This window comes from Nonomuraea sp. NPDC005692, from assembly GCF_040631115.1.
GTDB lineage: Bacteria > Actinomycetota > Actinomycetes > Streptosporangiales > Streptosporangiaceae > Nonomuraea.
The window spans coordinates 256,024-271,201 of sequence record NZ_JBEXYU010000012.1 but is presented as its reverse complement, the minus strand read 5'-3'; the positions used below and the strand labels follow the sequence as shown (position 1 = coordinate 271,201).

9 protein-coding genes and 1 pseudogene are annotated in these 15,178 nt (G+C 71.8%); 5 read left to right on the top strand and 5 right to left on the bottom strand.

Annotation, left to right across the window (positions count from 1 at the left end):
- Nucleotides 1-690, top strand: a pseudogene (locus ABZ459_RS25770) (phospholipid carrier-dependent glycosyltransferase); the annotation flags it as partial.
- On the opposite strand, the gene ABZ459_RS25765 reads toward ABZ459_RS25770, so the two are convergent.
- Nucleotides 626-2,113, bottom strand: coding sequence for a hypothetical protein (locus ABZ459_RS25765; protein WP_357974890.1), 1,488 nt, complete (start codon nt 2,111-2,113; stop codon nt 626-628). The pseudogene ABZ459_RS25770 and the gene ABZ459_RS25765 sit on opposite strands and share 65 nt — an antisense overlap.
- 160 nt (nt 2,114-2,273) lie before the next feature.
- Here ABZ459_RS25765 and ABZ459_RS25760 point away from each other — a divergent pair, with 160 nt between their 5' ends.
- A complete protein-coding gene (locus tag ABZ459_RS25760; protein ID WP_357974887.1) occupies nt 2,274-3,494 on the top strand; it encodes a glycosyltransferase in 1,221 nt (406 codons plus the stop codon).
- 119 nt (nt 3,495-3,613) lie between these two features.
- Nucleotides 3,614-5,395, top strand: a complete 1,782-nt coding sequence (gene metG, locus ABZ459_RS25755; protein WP_357974884.1) for a methionine--tRNA ligase — start codon at nt 3,614-3,616, stop codon at nt 5,393-5,395.
- On the opposite strand, the gene ABZ459_RS25750 is transcribed toward metG, so the two are convergent.
- Together ABZ459_RS25750 and ABZ459_RS25745 are read right to left on the bottom strand one after the other, a co-directional pair.
- Nucleotides 5,340-6,569, bottom strand: coding sequence for an FAD-dependent monooxygenase (locus ABZ459_RS25750; RefSeq protein WP_357974881.1), 1,230 nt, complete (start codon nt 6,567-6,569; stop codon nt 5,340-5,342). The genes metG and ABZ459_RS25750 overlap by 56 nt on opposite strands.
- A gap of 129 nt (nt 6,570-6,698) precedes the next feature.
- Nucleotides 6,699-9,857 carry a BTAD domain-containing putative transcriptional regulator gene (locus ABZ459_RS25745; protein ID WP_357974878.1) on the bottom strand — a complete coding sequence of 1,053 codons (3,159 nt, stop codon included), beginning with the start codon at nt 9,855-9,857 and terminating at the stop codon, nt 6,699-6,701.
- Between the two features lie 18 nt (nt 9,858-9,875).
- Here ABZ459_RS25745 and ABZ459_RS25740 point away from each other — a divergent pair, with 18 nt between their 5' ends.
- Nucleotides 9,876-10,730, top strand: a complete 855-nt coding sequence (locus ABZ459_RS25740; protein WP_357974875.1) for a TatD family hydrolase — start codon at nt 9,876-9,878, stop codon at nt 10,728-10,730.
- Nucleotides 10,731-10,888: 158 nt separating this feature from the next.
- On the top strand, nt 10,889-11,734 hold the full coding sequence (locus ABZ459_RS25735; protein ID WP_357974872.1) for a ubiquitin-like domain-containing protein: 846 nt from the start codon (nt 10,889-10,891) through the stop codon (nt 11,732-11,734).
- Nucleotides 11,735-11,798: 64 nt separating this feature from the next.
- Here the strand turns inward: ABZ459_RS25735 and ABZ459_RS25730 are convergent, their stop codons facing one another.
- Complete coding sequence (locus tag ABZ459_RS25730) at nt 11,799-13,046, bottom strand: FG-GAP-like repeat-containing protein (RefSeq protein ID WP_357974869.1); 1,248 nt, start codon at nt 13,044-13,046, stop codon at nt 11,799-11,801.
- Nucleotides 13,043-15,130 carry a protein kinase gene (locus ABZ459_RS25725; protein ID WP_357974924.1) on the bottom strand — a complete coding sequence of 696 codons (2,088 nt, stop codon included), beginning with the start codon at nt 15,128-15,130 and terminating at the stop codon, nt 13,043-13,045. The genes ABZ459_RS25730 and ABZ459_RS25725 overlap by 4 nt, the downstream gene beginning before the upstream one ends.
- Between the last annotated feature and the right edge of the window lie 48 nt (nt 15,131-15,178).

Sequence of the window (15,178 nt, the reverse complement as noted above, 5' to 3'; positions counted from 1 at the left end):
ACCGGCTGGTTCGCCTCCGCGGGCGGCTACGGCCGCAACTGGGACCAGGCCACCTCCTCCGGCCCCTTCTTCTTCCTGTTCGACTCCATGCGCTCATGGGTCCAGTACCAGTGGCAGGTCTTCACCTTCCACAGCGGTGTGCACGACTATCACCAGTACATGTCCGACCCCTGGACGTGGCCGCTGCTCATCCGCCCGGTGTCGTTCCACTACCCCGCGAACCTGCCGCCGTCGGCGTGCGGGGCCTCCGCGTGCGCGCAGGCGATCCACGGGGTCGGCACCCCCGCCCTCTGGTTCGGCGCGCTGCTCGCGCTGGCGGGCACGGCCGTCCTGTACGCCAGGAGACGCGACTGGCGGGCCGGGGCGGTGCTGCTGGCGTACGCGATGGGCTGGCTGCCCTGGTTCTACTACGCCCTGGCCGACGACCGCACGATGTACCTGTTCTACATGCTGCCGGTGGTGCCGTTCATGGTGCTGGCGGTCGTGCTGATGGCCGGGCTCGTGCTCGGCCGGGCCGACGCGCCGCCCACGCGCAGGGCCGTCGGGGCGGCGTTCGTGGGCGCGTTCGCGATGATCGTGCTGATCAACTTCTGGTGGCTGCAGCCGGTGCTCACGGCCGAGACGCTCACGCAGGCACAGTGGTGGGCTCGGATGCTGATGCGCTCTTGGGTGACCGCCGCCCCCAAGTGACGCCCTTGCGCAGCGTGATGGCCGCCGCGATGCAGGCCAGCGGGACGGCCGGCAGCACGTAGCGGTAGTCGAACTCGGCCGTCGCCGCCGGGGCCAGCAGCAGCCCGAACGCCCCCAGCCAGGGCAGCGCCACCGGGCCGCCGAACCTGCGCCAGCGGACGACAATGCCGTACAGGCCGATCAGCATGATGCCGCCGAGCATGATGCCGCGCAGGTAGAAGATCTTCTGGTAGCCGCTCATGATGTCCGCCCACGGGTGGACGATCCTGGTCTCGGGCGGGCCCTGCTCGTAGCTGAACGCGTCGGTGTCGGTGTGGCCGCCGCCGTAGGAGGACCACTTCGGCAGGCGCTTGGGCCGCCCGGTGTCGTCCACCTCGTAATAGGGCTTGAACTGGTACATGTTGTACGTCGACTCGTCCGGGAAGCGCGGCCGTCCCCAGTGGAAGGAGCGGAAGAAGTCGCGCGCGACCACCTTCAGGTAGTCGCCCGGCTGGGACAGGATCGCCCGGGTCGCGAACGCGCTGGCCGCGTCGTTGGTGATGCCGCTGAACTTCTTGTTGATGCCCCACCGGTGGAGGACCTCGCCGGTGCCCGTGCCGTCGCCGTTGCCCTGGCCCCACAGATACCACTGTGCGTAGTCTTTGCGCTGGTTGACCGGGTCGTTGATGCACAGCAGGAGGAGCTGGACCTCCTTGTACTTGTCGATCTTCATCTCGTTGCAGTCGGCGAAGATCGCGGTACGCATGTAGAGGATGAGCCCGTCGCTGTTGGTCATCGCGAATTTGCCGTAATTTGTAGAAAACCACCCCATATAGCTAAGAACGGGAACCGCGCACGCCGCGATGACGGTCACAATGGGCCGCCACCCCGTGCGCTGGACGATCAGGTAGAGCACCACGAGCCCGAGGATCGGCATGCCGATCGACCGGGTCAGCCAGGTCAGCGCGAGCAGCAGCCCGACCACGATCCCGGCCCGCCACGACAGCCGCCGCTTCCACAGCACCAGCGTCACCACGCCCACGACCAGCAGCGTGAACAGGGTGTCGGACATGACCATCTGCTCGAGCTGGATCTGGTAGGCGTCGAACAGCACCGGCGCCGCCGCCAGCGTCGCCCCCCACTTGGGCAGCGCGAACTTGCAGCGCAGCAGGGCGTAGATGAGCGCGGCCGCGGCCAGGCCCATCAGGTGTTGGGTGAAGATGGCCAGCGTGAAGCTGTGGAACGGCTTGAGCAGCATCAGCCAGAAGCTGTAGCCGTCGGGCCTGATCGGGTGGGGCCTGGGGTGCAGCGCCACGTTGACGTACTCGTAGGAGTCGTTGAACCACATCGCCGGGCCGTAACCGAGCATGGTGATCAGCCGCAGCACGGCGCCGACGCCGAAGGCCACGGCGAACACGCGATGACGGCGCACGAGGGACAGCACGCGAGCTGCCCGGCCAGGAGCGGAGTGGTCCACAGGGGTAATCTCCGCGACGCTCACCATGCTGTAAAGAATGCCAGTCGTTTTTAGGTCTTGACCCGAGCACGCCGGGCACAGGGCATGATGGTTCACTGGAAGAGCCTTATTACTGAAGGGTTGAGACGTGGAACTGACGGTGGTCATGCCCTGCCTCAACGAGGCGGAGACCGTGGAAGTCTGTGTGCGCAAGGCATTGGCGTGCATGGAGGAGCACGGAATCGAAGGGGAAGTCCTGATCGCCGACAACGGCAGCACGGACGGCTCGCAGCAGCTCGCTCGTGATGCCGGCGCCCGTGTCGTCCACGTCGACGAGAAGGGCTACGGCAACGCCCTCATGGGCGGCATCCGCGCCGCCCGCGGCAAGTACGTCATCATGGGCGACGCCGACGACTCCTACGACTTCACCTCGTTGCTCCCGTTCGTCGAGCAGCTCCGCGACGGCGCCGACCTCGTGATGGGCAACCGCTTCAAGGGCGGCATCGCTCCCGGGGCCATGCCCCCGCTCCACCGCTACCTGGGCAACCCGGTGTTGTCGTTCATCGGCCGGCTGTTCTTCCCGTCGGCCATCGGCGACTTCCACTGCGGCCTGCGTGGCTTCCGGCGCGACTCCATCCTGCGCCTCCACCTCCAGACCGGGGGCATGGAGTTCGCCTCCGAGATGGTCGTCCGCTCCACGCTGTCCGGCCTCGACGTGCGCGAGGTGCCCACCACGCTCTCGCCCGACGGCCGTTCGCGCCCGCCCCACCTGCGCTCCTGGCGCGACGGCTGGCGCCACCTGCGCTTCCTGCTGCTCTACAGCCCCAAGTGGCTGTTCTTCTACCCCGGCGTGTTCCTGATGGTCCTCGGCCTGGTCGCGGGCACGGCGCTGACGTTCGGGCCGGTGGAGATCGGCGAGCTGGCCTTCGACGTCGACACCCTGGTCGGGTCGTCGGCGCTGGTCGTGATCGGCTTCCAGGCGGCGTTGTTCGCGGTGTTCACGAAGGTCTACGCGGCCGAGGAGGGCTTCCTGCCCGAGTCGCGGCGGATCCGGAAGATCATCGACATCGTGACCCTGGAAAAGGGCCTCGTGGTCGGCGGCCTGCTGGCGCTGGCCGGTCTGGTCGGCCTGGTGATGTCGCTGGTCCACTGGCAGGTGCGCAGCTTCGGCGCGCTCGACCCGCGCGAGTCGCTGCGCATGGTGGTCCCAGCCGCCACGGCGCTCGTCATGAGCTTCCAGACGATCTTCGCCTCGCTGTTCATCAGCATCCTCGGCATCCGCCGTACCAAGGAGAGCTCGATCGACGTGGCCGCCAAGGCGGCCGAGGAGGCCGCTGAGGCGGTCTCCCTGGAGAAGTCCAAGCACTAGGGTCCTCCGCGTCCCGGTGGGAGCCGGCGCCGGCCACGTGCCGGCGCCGGCTTCCGTCTTTCCGCGTGGGGGTTGGGGGTTTGGACGAGGAGCAGGGCCGCGCCCCGTAGGCTAAGCACATGTCCCAGCACATCTTGACCGCCGTCGCGTGGCCGTACGCTAACGGCCCCCGCCACATCGGGCACGTCTCGGGTTTCGGCGTGCCGTCCGACGTCTTCAGCCGCTACCAGCGGATGGCGGGCAACAAGGTGCTGATGGTGTCCGGCACCGACGAGCACGGCACTCCGATCCAGGTGCAGGCCGACAAGGAGGGCGTCAGCGCCCGCGAGCTGGCCGACAGGTACAACAGGGTGATCGCCGAAGACCTGACCGGTCTCGGGCTCTCCTACGACCTGTTCACCCGGACCACGACGAAGAACCACTACGCCGTCACGCAGCAGATCTTCAAGGGCCTCTACGACAACGGCTACATCTTCCCCAAGACCACGATGGGCGCGATCTCGCCCTCGACCGGCCGTACCCTGCCCGACCGCTACATCGAGGGCACCTGCCCCATCTGCGGCTACGACGGCGCGCGCGGCGACCAGTGCGACAACTGCGGCAACCAGCTCGACCCGATCCAGCTCATCAACCCCAAGAGCCGCATCAACGGCGAGACCCCCGTCTTCGTCGAGACCGAGCACTTCATGCTCGACCTGCCCGCCTTCGCCGAGGTCCTGGGCTCCTACCTGCAGTCCAAGCAGGGCGAGTGGCGGCCCAACGTGCTGAAGTTCGCCCTCAACCTGCTCGGCGACCTCCAGCCCCGCGCGATCAGCCGCGACCTCGACTGGGGTGTGCCGATCCCGCTCGACGGGTGGCGCGACCAGCCCAACAAGCGCCTCTACGTGTGGTTCGACGCGGTCATCGGCTACCTGTCGGCCTCCATCGAGTGGGCCAGGCGCTCCGGCGACCCCGACGCCTGGCGCCAGTGGTGGCAGAACCCCGACGCCCGCGGCTACTACTTCATGGGCAAGGACAACATCGTCTTCCACGCCGAGATCTGGCCGGCGATGTTGTTCGGCTACAGCGGCATCGGCGCGCGCGGCGGCTCGGCCGGCGAGCTGGGCGCCCTCGACGTGCCGTCCGAGGTGGTCTCCAGCGAGTTCCTGACGATGGAGGGCAAGAAGTTCTCCTCCTCCAGGCAAGTAGTAATTTACGTACGCGACTTCCTGGCGCGTTACGACGCCGACGCCCTGCGCTACTACATCGCCGTGGCCGGCCCCGAGAACCAGGACACCGACTTCACCTGGCAGGAGTTCGTCAACCGCAACAACGGCGAGCTCGTCGCCGCCTGGGGCAACCTGGTCAACCGGTCGATCTCGATGGCGTCCAAGAACTTCGGCGTCGTGCCCGAGGCCGGCGACCTGACCGACGCCGACCGGGCCATGCTGGAGCGCTCGCGCAACGCGTTCGCCCCGGTGGGCGCCGAGCTGGGCAGGTCGCGGTTCAAGAACGCGATCACCGAGGCGTTCGACGTCGTCCGCGAGGCCAACAAATACCTGGCCGAGCAGGAGCCCTGGAAGCTCAAGGACGACATCGAGCGGCAGAAGTCGATCCTCCACGTCGCCCTCCAGGTCGTCGACGACGCCAAGACGATGCTCACGCCGTTCCTGCCGGGCTCGTCCAACAAGGTCTTCTCGATGCTCGGCGGCCAGGGCGTCTGGTCGGGCATGCCGGAGATCCGCGAGGTCGACGAAGACGGCGGCGCCCCCTACCCCGTCATCACCGGCGAGTACGACGGCGCCGCGCGCTGGGAGCACCGGCCGATCAAGCCGGGCACCCCGCTCGCGCCGCCCGTGCCGCTGTTCAAGAAGCTCGACCAGAAGGTCGTCGAAGAGGAGCTTGGCCGGCTGGCCGACTGAGGCCGTAGTCCTTGAGCGTGATGGCGGAGGCCGTCTTCCTGACGGACTTCGCCATCATGCCCTTCCACGGCAGATACGGCATGATCTTGTAGTTCTGGTTCATGAACCAGGCCATCAGCCGGCTCTCCGGCACCATGAACTTGCTGACGCCCACGGCCGACTTCTGGCAGCCGGTGGCGTAGCCGCGCACCTCCTGCTCATAGCGGGCGAACGCGGTCCGGTGGTCGCCGCCGGCCGCGGCCAGCTCGCCCGCCAGCACGTGCGCGCCGACGAGCGCGAGGCCCGTGCCCATGCCCGACAGCGGTGAGGGGCAGCAGGCGGCGTCGCCGATCAGCACCACCCGGCCGCGCGACCACGAGTCCAGGTGCACCTGGCTGGTCGAGTCGAAGTAGAAGTCGTCCGCGTCCCACATCTTGCGCAGCAGCTTGGGCGTCTCCCAGCCGACCCCCCGGTACGCCTCGGCCAGCAGTTCCTTCTGCCGGGTGACGTCCCGGCGGTCATGCTCCAGCGGCGGTGAGCCGAAGTAGAACATGGCCTTGGCCTCGGTGTTGTTCCTGGCGCTGTAGAGGCCGACCGTCTTGCCGGGCGTGCTGTAGAGCAGGCCCGTGTGGTCGAGGTCCAGGTAGTTGTCGAGCGTGAACACCGCGCAGTAGAGCCCGAGGTGGCTGGTGACGGCGGCCTCCGGCACGTCGAAGGCCAGCGAGCGCACGTTGGAGTGCAGGCCGTCCGCGCCGACCACGAGGTCGAACCTGCGCGTCGCGCCCCGCTCGAACGTCACCGTCACCCCGTCCGCGTCCTGGGTGAGGGAGGTGATGGAGTCGCCGAAGACGTACTCGGTGCGGTCCTTGGTGGCGTCGTAGAGGATGCGGGCCAGGTCGCCGCGGAGGATCTCGACGTCGCCGGAGAACAGGTCGCCGGGCACGGAGGCGAGCTTCCCGCCGGACTCGTTGACGTACGACATGTCGCCCATGTGGGTCTGGAGGCGCTCGACGTCGGCGAGGATGCCGAGCGCGCGCAGCGCGGTCATGTGCGCCTCGCCGCGGAAGTCGACGGAGTAGCCGCCCTCGCGCAGGGCGGGGGCGCGTTCGACGACGGTGACGCGGTGGCCGGAGCGGGTGAGGTGAAGGGCCAGGGCGGGGCCGGCGACGCTCGCGCCGGAGATCAGGATGTCCATGCCCGAGAGCCTGCCGGGCCCCGCTCACCGCCCCCTCACCCCACACTCACCGCCGGCCGCGCCCCCGCTCACCGCCTTCTACGCCCCCCGCTCACCGTCTTCCGCGCCCCCGCTCGGGTCTTCCGCGTCTCAGGTCGGGTCGTGGAGCGGGAAGTCGTCGATGGAGTGCAGGGGGGAGGCGTCGATGACCGCCGCCGGGACGCCGGCCAGCATCAGCGCCTCCCGGTGGGAGAGCCGTGCGCCCGCGCGCCGCGCCCCCGCGTACGCCTGCTCGCCCAGCGCCTCGCGCAGCCGCCGGGACAGCCCGGCGACATCGTCGTCCTCGGGCACGTCGATGCCACGGATCGCGACGGCGGCGCCGAGCAGTGTGGCCGCCGCCGCCGGATCGTCGTCGAAGGCCAGCACCGCCAGCGCCTCGATCGCCCGGACGCTCTCCGACAGCGCGCCCGACGTGACCGTGCTCTCCATCGCCCGCAGGTAGGAGGCCCGCGCCCCGGCCGTGTCGCCCTCGGCCGCGGCCAGCCGTCCGAGCCCGACGAGCAGCCTGGCCATATTCCCGGACGTCTTCACCCAGACCGGGTCGGACCGGCGCAACGCGTCCTCGTAGAGCTCCCGGGCCCTGGGCAGGTCGCCCTCGCGTACCGCCACGTCGCCCAGGCCGCGCAGGGCCGCCGGCAGGATCGCGCCGCCCGTACGCCCGGCCAGCTCGGCGGCGCGCTCGTAGTCGGCCCGCGCGCCGGCCAGGTCGTGCCGGATGCGGTAGTCGCCCCGGTTGCAGTAGTGGTCGGCCAGGTCCTCCTCCGCGCCGAGCTGCTCGGCCAGCGTGATGGCCTCCTCGGTGCGGGCCAGCGCGGTGGCCTCGTCGCCGCACGTGCTGGCCAGCCAGGCCAGGGCGTCGAGCGTCATCGCCGAGCCCCAGCGCTCGCCGAGGCCGTGAAAACCCTGGAGGGCCGCCTTCAGGTCCGCCTCGGCGGCGGCGAACTCGCCCGCCGCCATCCGCGGGTAGGCCCAGATCAGCCGGGTGGCGGCCTTCTCCCATGCGTCGGGGCCGCGCTCGCCGCGCCGGATCAGCGCGATCGTGACGGCCGGGTCGACCGCCGCCGAGGTGACCATCGGCCACAGGCACGTGACGACCGGGTTCCGCAGGCCGTCCGCCGCGATCATCGTCTCGGCGTCGTCCTTGTGGTGCTCCCACAGCTCCCGCCGCCCGCTCGCCGCGGTGAGCAGGGTCAGCAGGTACGCGTCCCCCAGCGCGGGATCGGGCCGTGGACCGGCCGCCTCCAGCAGGGCCGCCGCCGCCTTGGCGGGAACCGTGCGCATGCCGCGCATCCACAGCGAGAACGTCTGCGCGGCCAGCAGCCGCATCCCGAGCGCCACCTCGCCCTGCTCCACCGTCCAGCGCAGCGCCGCCTGGAGGTTGTCGTGGTCGGCCGCGAACCGGGCCAGCCACGGCAGCTGCTCCGCGCCCCGCAGCCGGGGATCGCCCTCCTCGGCCAGGGCGAGGAAGTACGCGGCGTGCGCCCGCCGGAAGGTCGCGGCCTCCTCGCCGAGCCGGTCGGCGCAGAACGCCCGGATCGTCTCCAGCATGCGGTAGCGGCCGTCGGCCACCTCCAGGAGCGACTTGTCGGCCAGCGAGTCGAGCAGGTGCTCGGGCAGGCCGCAGACGGCCGCGGCGGCGGCCGCGGTGGCCCCGCCGGAGAAGACGGTCAGGCGCATGGCCATGGCCTGTTCGGGCTCGGTGAGCAGCTCCCAGCTCCAGGCGACGACCGCGCGCAACGTCTGGTGCCGGGCGTCGGCCGTACGGCTGCCGCGCAGGCTGAAGCGGCCCTGACCGGCCAGGCGTTCGGCCAGCTCGCCGGCCTCGTGCGTACGCATGCGGGCGGCCGCCAGCTCGATGGCCAGCGGGAGGCCGTCGAGCGCGGCGCAGATGCGTTCGACCGGCTCACCAGGGGTGAAACCGGGACGTACGGCCTTGGCCCGGTCGGTGAAGAGCGTGCGGGCGTCGGAGGGGGCGAGGGGGCGTACCGGCCACAGGTGTTCGGGGGTGATCGCGAGCGGCTCGCGGCTCGTGGCCAGCACGCGCAACGCCGGGCACGCCGACAGCAGCCGCTCGGCCAGGGCCGCGGCCTCGCCGACGACGTGCTCGCAGTTGTCCAGGACCAGCAGGGCCGGCCGATCGGCGAGCACCGCGACCAGGCGGGCCAGCGGATCAGGCTCACCGGCCGCGCCCAGCGCAGCGGCCCCCAGCAGCGCGCCGTCGCGTACGCCCAGCGCGACGAGGACCGCTCGCGCGAGGTCGGCCCCCGGGCCGAGCGGGGCCAGCTCGACCAGGACGGCGTCGCGGTGGTCTCTGGCCAGCTCGACCGCCAGCCGGCTCTTGCCCGCGCCGCCGGGGCCGAGCAGCGTGACGAGACGGGTGGCGGCCAGCAGCGCCCGGACCTCGGCCAGGTCGCCGTCGCGGCCGACGAAGCTGGTGAGCCTCCCGGGCAACGGCACCGGCGCTGTGCGCGTCTCGGCCCGGGGCGCCGAGGGCGGGGGCGTGCTGGTCGCGCCGCGCAGGAGGGACCGGTGGAGCGCGGCGAGCTCGGGGGAGGGGTCGGCGCCCAGCTCCTCGGCCAGCAGCCGCCGGGTCTCCTCGTAGAGCACCAGCGCCTCGGCCGGCCGGCCGTCGGCGCGCAGCGCCCGCATGAGCTGGCCGCGCAGCCGTTCGCGCAGGGGGTGGCGCTGGACCAGCTCGCCCAGCTCGGGGATGACGCCCTGGTGGCCGCCGCAGCGCAGGTCGGCCTCGATGCGGTCCTCCAGCGCGGCCAGGCGGCGCTCCTCCAGCGGCGCGCCGTGCACGGGGTCGAGGTCGGCGAACGCGGGCCCCCGCCAGAGGGCCAGCGCCTCCCGCAACAACTTCCCGGCCAGCGCGGCGTCGGCCCGGTCGGCGTCGGCCCGGTCGGCGGGGTGGTGGCTGAGGAGGGTGGCGCGGCCGGTGTCGGCGAGGTGGAGGAAACGGCCGGCGTCGATGTCGTCGGGGGCAACGGGCAGCCGGTAGCCGGCGGGGGTCAGCTCGACCGGGATCCCGTCGCCCCGCAGGCGGGAGACCTGGGAGTGCAGGGCGTGCTGGGCGTTCTTCGGCGAGCGGTCGCCGTACAGGAGGTCGACCAGGCGGTCCTGGCTGACGATCTCGCCCGGACGGACGAGCAGCAACGCCAGCAGCGCGCGCCTGGCCGGACCACCCAGGGGTACGTCGACGCCGGCCGCGTCCCAGGCTCGGGTGCTGCCGAGAATGCCGAAGCGCATGGAGGCTACTTTAGATGCGTGAGCAAGATTCCCGCCGCGCCCGAGCCGCTTTCCGCACCGGTGTTCGACAGCCACTGCCATCTGGACATCATGGTCGGCAACAGGCAGGCGTCCTCGGGCGATCCGGTGGCCCAGGCCGCCCAGGCGGCGTCGGCCACCGTCCGGTCCATCCTGCGGGACGCCCGCGAGGTCGGCGTGACCAGGCTGGTCACCATCGGGTACGACCTGCCCTCCTCGCGCTGGAACGCCGAGGTGGCGGCCGAGCAGGAAGGCGTGTACGCCGGGGTCGCCATCCACCCCAACGAGGCCCACGAGGCGACCCCCGAGGTCCTGGCCGAGATCGAGTCGCTGGCAGGGCAGGCCGACGTCCGCGCGGTGGGGGAGACCGGCCTCGACTACTTCCGCGACTGGGCGAGCAAGGACGACCAGCACGCGAGCTTCCGCGCGCACATCGAGATCGCCAAGCGCACCGGCAAGGCGCTGGTCATCCACGACCGGGACGCGCACGACGACGTCCTGAAGGTGCTGGCCGAGCAGGGCGCGCCGGACAAGGTGGTGTTCCACAGCTACTCAGGCGACGCCGAAATGGCGAAAAAGTGCGCGGAAGCCGGATATTTCATGTCTTTCTCCGGTCCCGTCACCTACAAGAACGCCGGTTACCTGCGCGAGGCCGCCGCCGTCGCCCCCGTGGAGCTCATGCTCGTCGAGACCGACGCCCCGTACCTGCCGCCGGTCCCGTACCGGGGCAAGCCCAACGCCCCCTACCTCATCCCGCTCACCCTGCGCTGCCTCGCCGAGGTCAAGGGTGTCCATCCGGACGAGTTGTGCGCGGCGATCAGCACCAACGGAGTCACGGTCTTCGGCGAGTGGTGACCATCTTTCGGTGCGGCTTTTCGTGAAGCGGTGGAGGCGGTCGCGCCGCCGCCGCTAGCGTTCGGGCGATCCCTGGCCGTTTCCGGAGGTGGTTCGTGCGAGGCAGGAGGCGTGCGCCGCGTCCGCGGATCCCCTGGCGTTCTCCGTGGACGCCGGTGGTGTGCGTCGTCGGTACGCTGGCCGCCGGCCTGCTGGTCGCGGCCTCGTACCTGGTCAAGGATGTCGTCGTGGTCGTCGACGGCAGCCCGGTGGCGATCCGCAGCTTCGCCGCGCGGGTGGCCGACGCGCTCGGCGAGGCGGGCGTGGCCGTGGGGCAGGGCGACGTCGTGCGTCCCGCCCTGAGCGAGGGCCTCGCCGACGGCTCCACCATCGAGGTGCGCCACGCCCGCCTGATCACGCTGACCCTCGACGGCCACACCACGACCCACCTGGTCACCGCCACGAACGTCCGGGACGTCCTGGCCGAGCTCGACGTCGAGGCGGCGGCCGGCAGCCTGTCCGCGCCGCCCGGCCGCCCGGTGCCGCTGTCGGGCATGTCGCTCACGGCGTACACCGAGCGCAGGGTCTACGTGGTCGCGGGCACCACCCGGCTCGCCTCGCGCACCACGGCGCGTACCGTCCGGCAGGTGCTCAGGCAGGAGCGCGTCGTCGTCCGGCGCGGGTCCATGGTGCGCCCGCCGCTCGGCAGCTTCCCCGAGGACGGGACGGTCATCACGGTCATGCCGCCGCGAGCCGTACAGATCCCGTGGGAGGTGACCAGGCTCGACTGGCAGGCGCTGGCCGCCTGCGTGGCGCGCGGCGACCCCCAGGCGTACAACCCCGACGGCCCCTACTACGGGATGTACCAGTTCAGCCTGCCCATGTGGCAGGCGGTCGGCGGCGTCGGCCTGCCGAGCGCCTGGCCCGAGGAGGAGCAGACCTACCGGGCGCAGCTGCTCTACCAGCGGGTCGGCGGCCGGTGGCAGACCCAGTGGCCCAACTGCGGCGACCGCCTGTTCACCTGACGCCGCCCTGTCCGCCGCCCTGTTCGCCGTCCTGTCCGGGACCCTGTCAGGGGCCCCGGCCCGCTCACCCGGCCAGTGACGTCCCGAAGTCGGTGCCCTTGGCCGGTTGCACCGACTGCACGTCGTCGGCGTTGCGCGGCGCCACCGCGACCTTCCCGTACGGCGGCCCGTCCGGCTGGCCCACGAAGAGCTTGTTCCCGCTGAAGGCCACCGACCAGCCGAACAGCCCCTCGGCCGCCGGGAGCTTCCGGTCGTCGGCCGGGTTCTTCCACGAGAACACCTGGACGCCGCCGCCATAGGGCGCGCCGACGGCCAGCCTGCCGTCCGAGGAGGCGGCCATCGAGAAGCCGAACGCCTGCCTGCCGCCCTGCTTCAGCATCCTCGTCTGCTTCCTGCCCAGGTCGAGGAGCTGCACGTAGCCGGGGCCGGGCGCGCTGACCGCGTAACCGTTGCCCTCGGCGTAGGCGACCGCGTAGCCGTACCGGTCGCCGGAGGCCTTGGTGGGGGAGTCGAGCTTCAGGCTCACGATCCGGGGAGCCAGCACGTCGTCGATGAAGACCACCGACCCCGAGTCGATCTTGCCGGCCTGGACCTGCCGTCCCGCGCCGTCGTCGTTCTCGTACGGGACGCCGACGACCAAGCCGTTCCGCGGCCCGATCGCCAGCGACCAGCCGAACTGGTCGCCGACCTCGCTGTTGCCGCGCACGTCCACGGTCTCCTGGCTGATCCGGCGCAGCGCGTCCGAGCCCTGGCGCACGTAGACCGCGCCGGCGTCCTCGATCTGGCCGTCGTCCTCGTAGGGCGCGCCGATCACCGTCAGGCCGCCCCTGGCCGCCAGCGACCAGCCGAAGTGCGCGAACCGCTGCGGTTGCGGGGCGGTCAGGCGTTGCGGGGGCGCGGCCTTGCCGCCGTAGACGACGTAGACGCTGCCCGCGTCCTGCTCGCCGTCCACGTCCGCGAAGGGGGCGCCGATCAGCAGGTCGGCGCAGGAGTCGCCGTTGACGTCGGCCAGGCGTACGGACCAGCCCAGCCCGTCCCCCTTGACCGGCCCAGGCACGGCGACGGGGGTCACCTTGGCGCCCGACAGCAGGTGGACCGACCCCTTACGGCCGTCGCCGAACGGGTCGCCCACGGCCACGTCGTCCGCGCCGTCACCGTCGAAGTCGGCGGCTCCGGCGCAGGCGCCCCCTGCTGTTGCCGTTCCCGACGCGGCGGCGGGCGCCGTCGCCAGGACGCCGCCGGCGGCGAGCAGGACGGCCATCGCCACGGCCGTCCTGAGGGGACCGGCGGGGAGCGTTCGGACGGGGCTCACAGGGCGACCTCGATCTGTCGGCCGTTCTCCAGCATGGTCGCGGTCATCTTCACGGGCCTGCGATAAGGCGCCAGGTCGAACACGAAGGCGCCGTCCACCCGCCCGCCCGGCTGGAGGGCCGGGGGCAGGGTGACCGGGGCGGGGGCGTGCTCGCCGCCCTTGTCGTCGACCATGGTGACGACGGGCCGGACGAGCCGGCGGCGTTCACCGCCTGGATTGATCACGGTCCAGTGGACCACGCAGAGCTGCCCCTTCGTGGTGGTTTGCCCCTCGAACTCCTTCAGCCCGCACTCCGGCGCCTCCGGCACGACCACGACCGGGTCGTCGAAGCTCCCGCCCAGCGCGAACCTGCGGCCCACGTCGCCCGAACGCGGGTTCGTCACGGTCCTGGAGGGGCTGTTGGAGGTGGCGACGCCGGCGGAGTTGCGGCCGGAGTTCACGATCAGGACGGTGACGGTGACCACGATCGCCAGGACGGCGGCCGCGGCGGCGATCAGCCAGCGGGTGCCCTTCGTGCGGGTGCCGCCCAGGGTGTCCGGTTCGTCGGGGGCGTACGTCAGGACGCCCGGATCCGTACCCTCGCCGCTCCGGGAATCGCCGCTCCGGGAATCGCTGCTCCGGGAGTCGGCTGTGGATCGGGACCCGGTGAAGGGTCGGGATTCAGTGGCGGGACGGGTTTCGGAGATCGGCCGGGACTCGGGGGGCCGCCGGGACTCGGGGGTCATCTGGGACTCCGGGGTCCGGCGGGACCGCGCCGGGTGCCCGCCCGAGGCGGCCTGTCTGCGTGCCAGTTGGCGGGCCTGCTCAAGCTGGCGTTCCTGCTCCTGGCGGCGGGCCTGCGCCTCGGCCTCCCAGCGGGCCAGCTCCTCGCGGGCGGCCTGCTCCTCGCGCCGCGCCAACTCGTCCGGGGACGCCTGCCGCGCCCCTGCCTGCCCGCCCGCTAAGTCGGCGGCCCCTCCGGGCGCGTTCCGAACATCAGGCCCGGCGTCCGCCCCGAACGCCCCCGGCACCTTGCGCCGCCCCGCCCCCGCTCCTGACCCCGACTCTGCTCCGGGGCCTGGGCCTGCTCCTGGCCCTGACCCCCCTCCCGGGTCCGCGGCGCCCCCAGGGGCGGGGGTGCGCGCGCCCGTCGCGTCGCTCGGCGGCGGGGTCGTGAACGTGGCCGTGACGTCCGGCTCGTCCACGACGTTCTGCGGCGGCTCCCAGTCGGTCAGCATCTCCGTGGCGACCAGCGTGGGCGGATTGTCGGCGATCGCCGGAGTGCTCCCGCCCACCAGCGCGATCAGCAGCTCCTGGGCCGTGGGCCGATGGGCGGGGTCCATGGCGGTGGCGCGGCGTACCAGGTCGTTGAGCGGCGCGGGAAGCGCGCCGAGGTCGGGCGGCGTGTTCAGCACGCGGGTCGCCATCGTGATGGGATCGCCCCGCCCGAACGGATGCCGCCCGTTGCCCGCGTACGCCACCAGGCACCCCCAGGCGAAGATGTCCGCCGCGGGGGACACGAGCTCACCCCGCACCTGCTCGGGAGCCCACCACCCGGGGCTGCCCAGCAGCTCCCCGGAGAGCGTGAACCCGGTCTCCCGGTCCAGCGCCCTGGCGATCCCGAAGTCGATCACCCGCGGCCCGGACAGCGACAGGATGACGTTCGCCGGCTTCAGATCCCGATGCACCAGCCCGGCCACGTGGATCGCCGCCAGCGCGGCGGCGACCCCCAGCGCCACGCCGTGCAGCGGCCCCGGGTCGAGCGCCCCGAAAGTCACGATCTGGTCGGAAAGAGGGGTGCCCGCGATGTACTCGGTCACCATGTAAGGACGTCCGTCCCCGGTGTTGCCGTTGTCGAGCACCTGAGCCGTGCAGAAGGACGCCACCCGGCGCGCGTTGTCCACCTCGGCGTGGAAGCGGGCGGCGAACCCCTCCTGGTTGGCGAACTCCGCCTTCACCACCTTGACCGCGACGAACCGCCCCGTCGGGGCCCTGGCGAGGAAGACGGTCCCCATGCCGCCTTCGCCGAGCCGTCCGAGCAGGCGGTAGGGCCCGATCTCCCGCAGATCGGTCGGACGGAGCGGCGCGGCGCCCGTTGGCTCCATCAGGGACGTCCCTTCCTGTTCCACGCCATCCTCTCCTTAGGTCTCCCC

What these genes read in the sequence shown, in the direction of transcription:
- ABZ459_RS25725 (WP_357974924.1), bottom strand. Translation starts at nt 15,130, where the DNA reads ATGGAGCCAACGGGCGCCGCGCCGCTCCGTCCGACCGATCTGCGGGAG.
- ABZ459_RS25745 (WP_357974878.1), bottom strand. Translation starts at nt 9,857, where the DNA reads ATGCGCTTCGGCATTCTCGGCAGCACCCGAGCCTGGGACGCGGCCGGC.
- metG (WP_357974884.1), top strand. Translation starts at nt 3,614, where the DNA reads ATGTCCCAGCACATCTTGACCGCCGTCGCGTGGCCGTACGCTAACGGC.
- ABZ459_RS25750 (WP_357974881.1), bottom strand. Translation starts at nt 6,569, where the DNA reads ATGGACATCCTGATCTCCGGCGCGAGCGTCGCCGGCCCCGCCCTGGCC.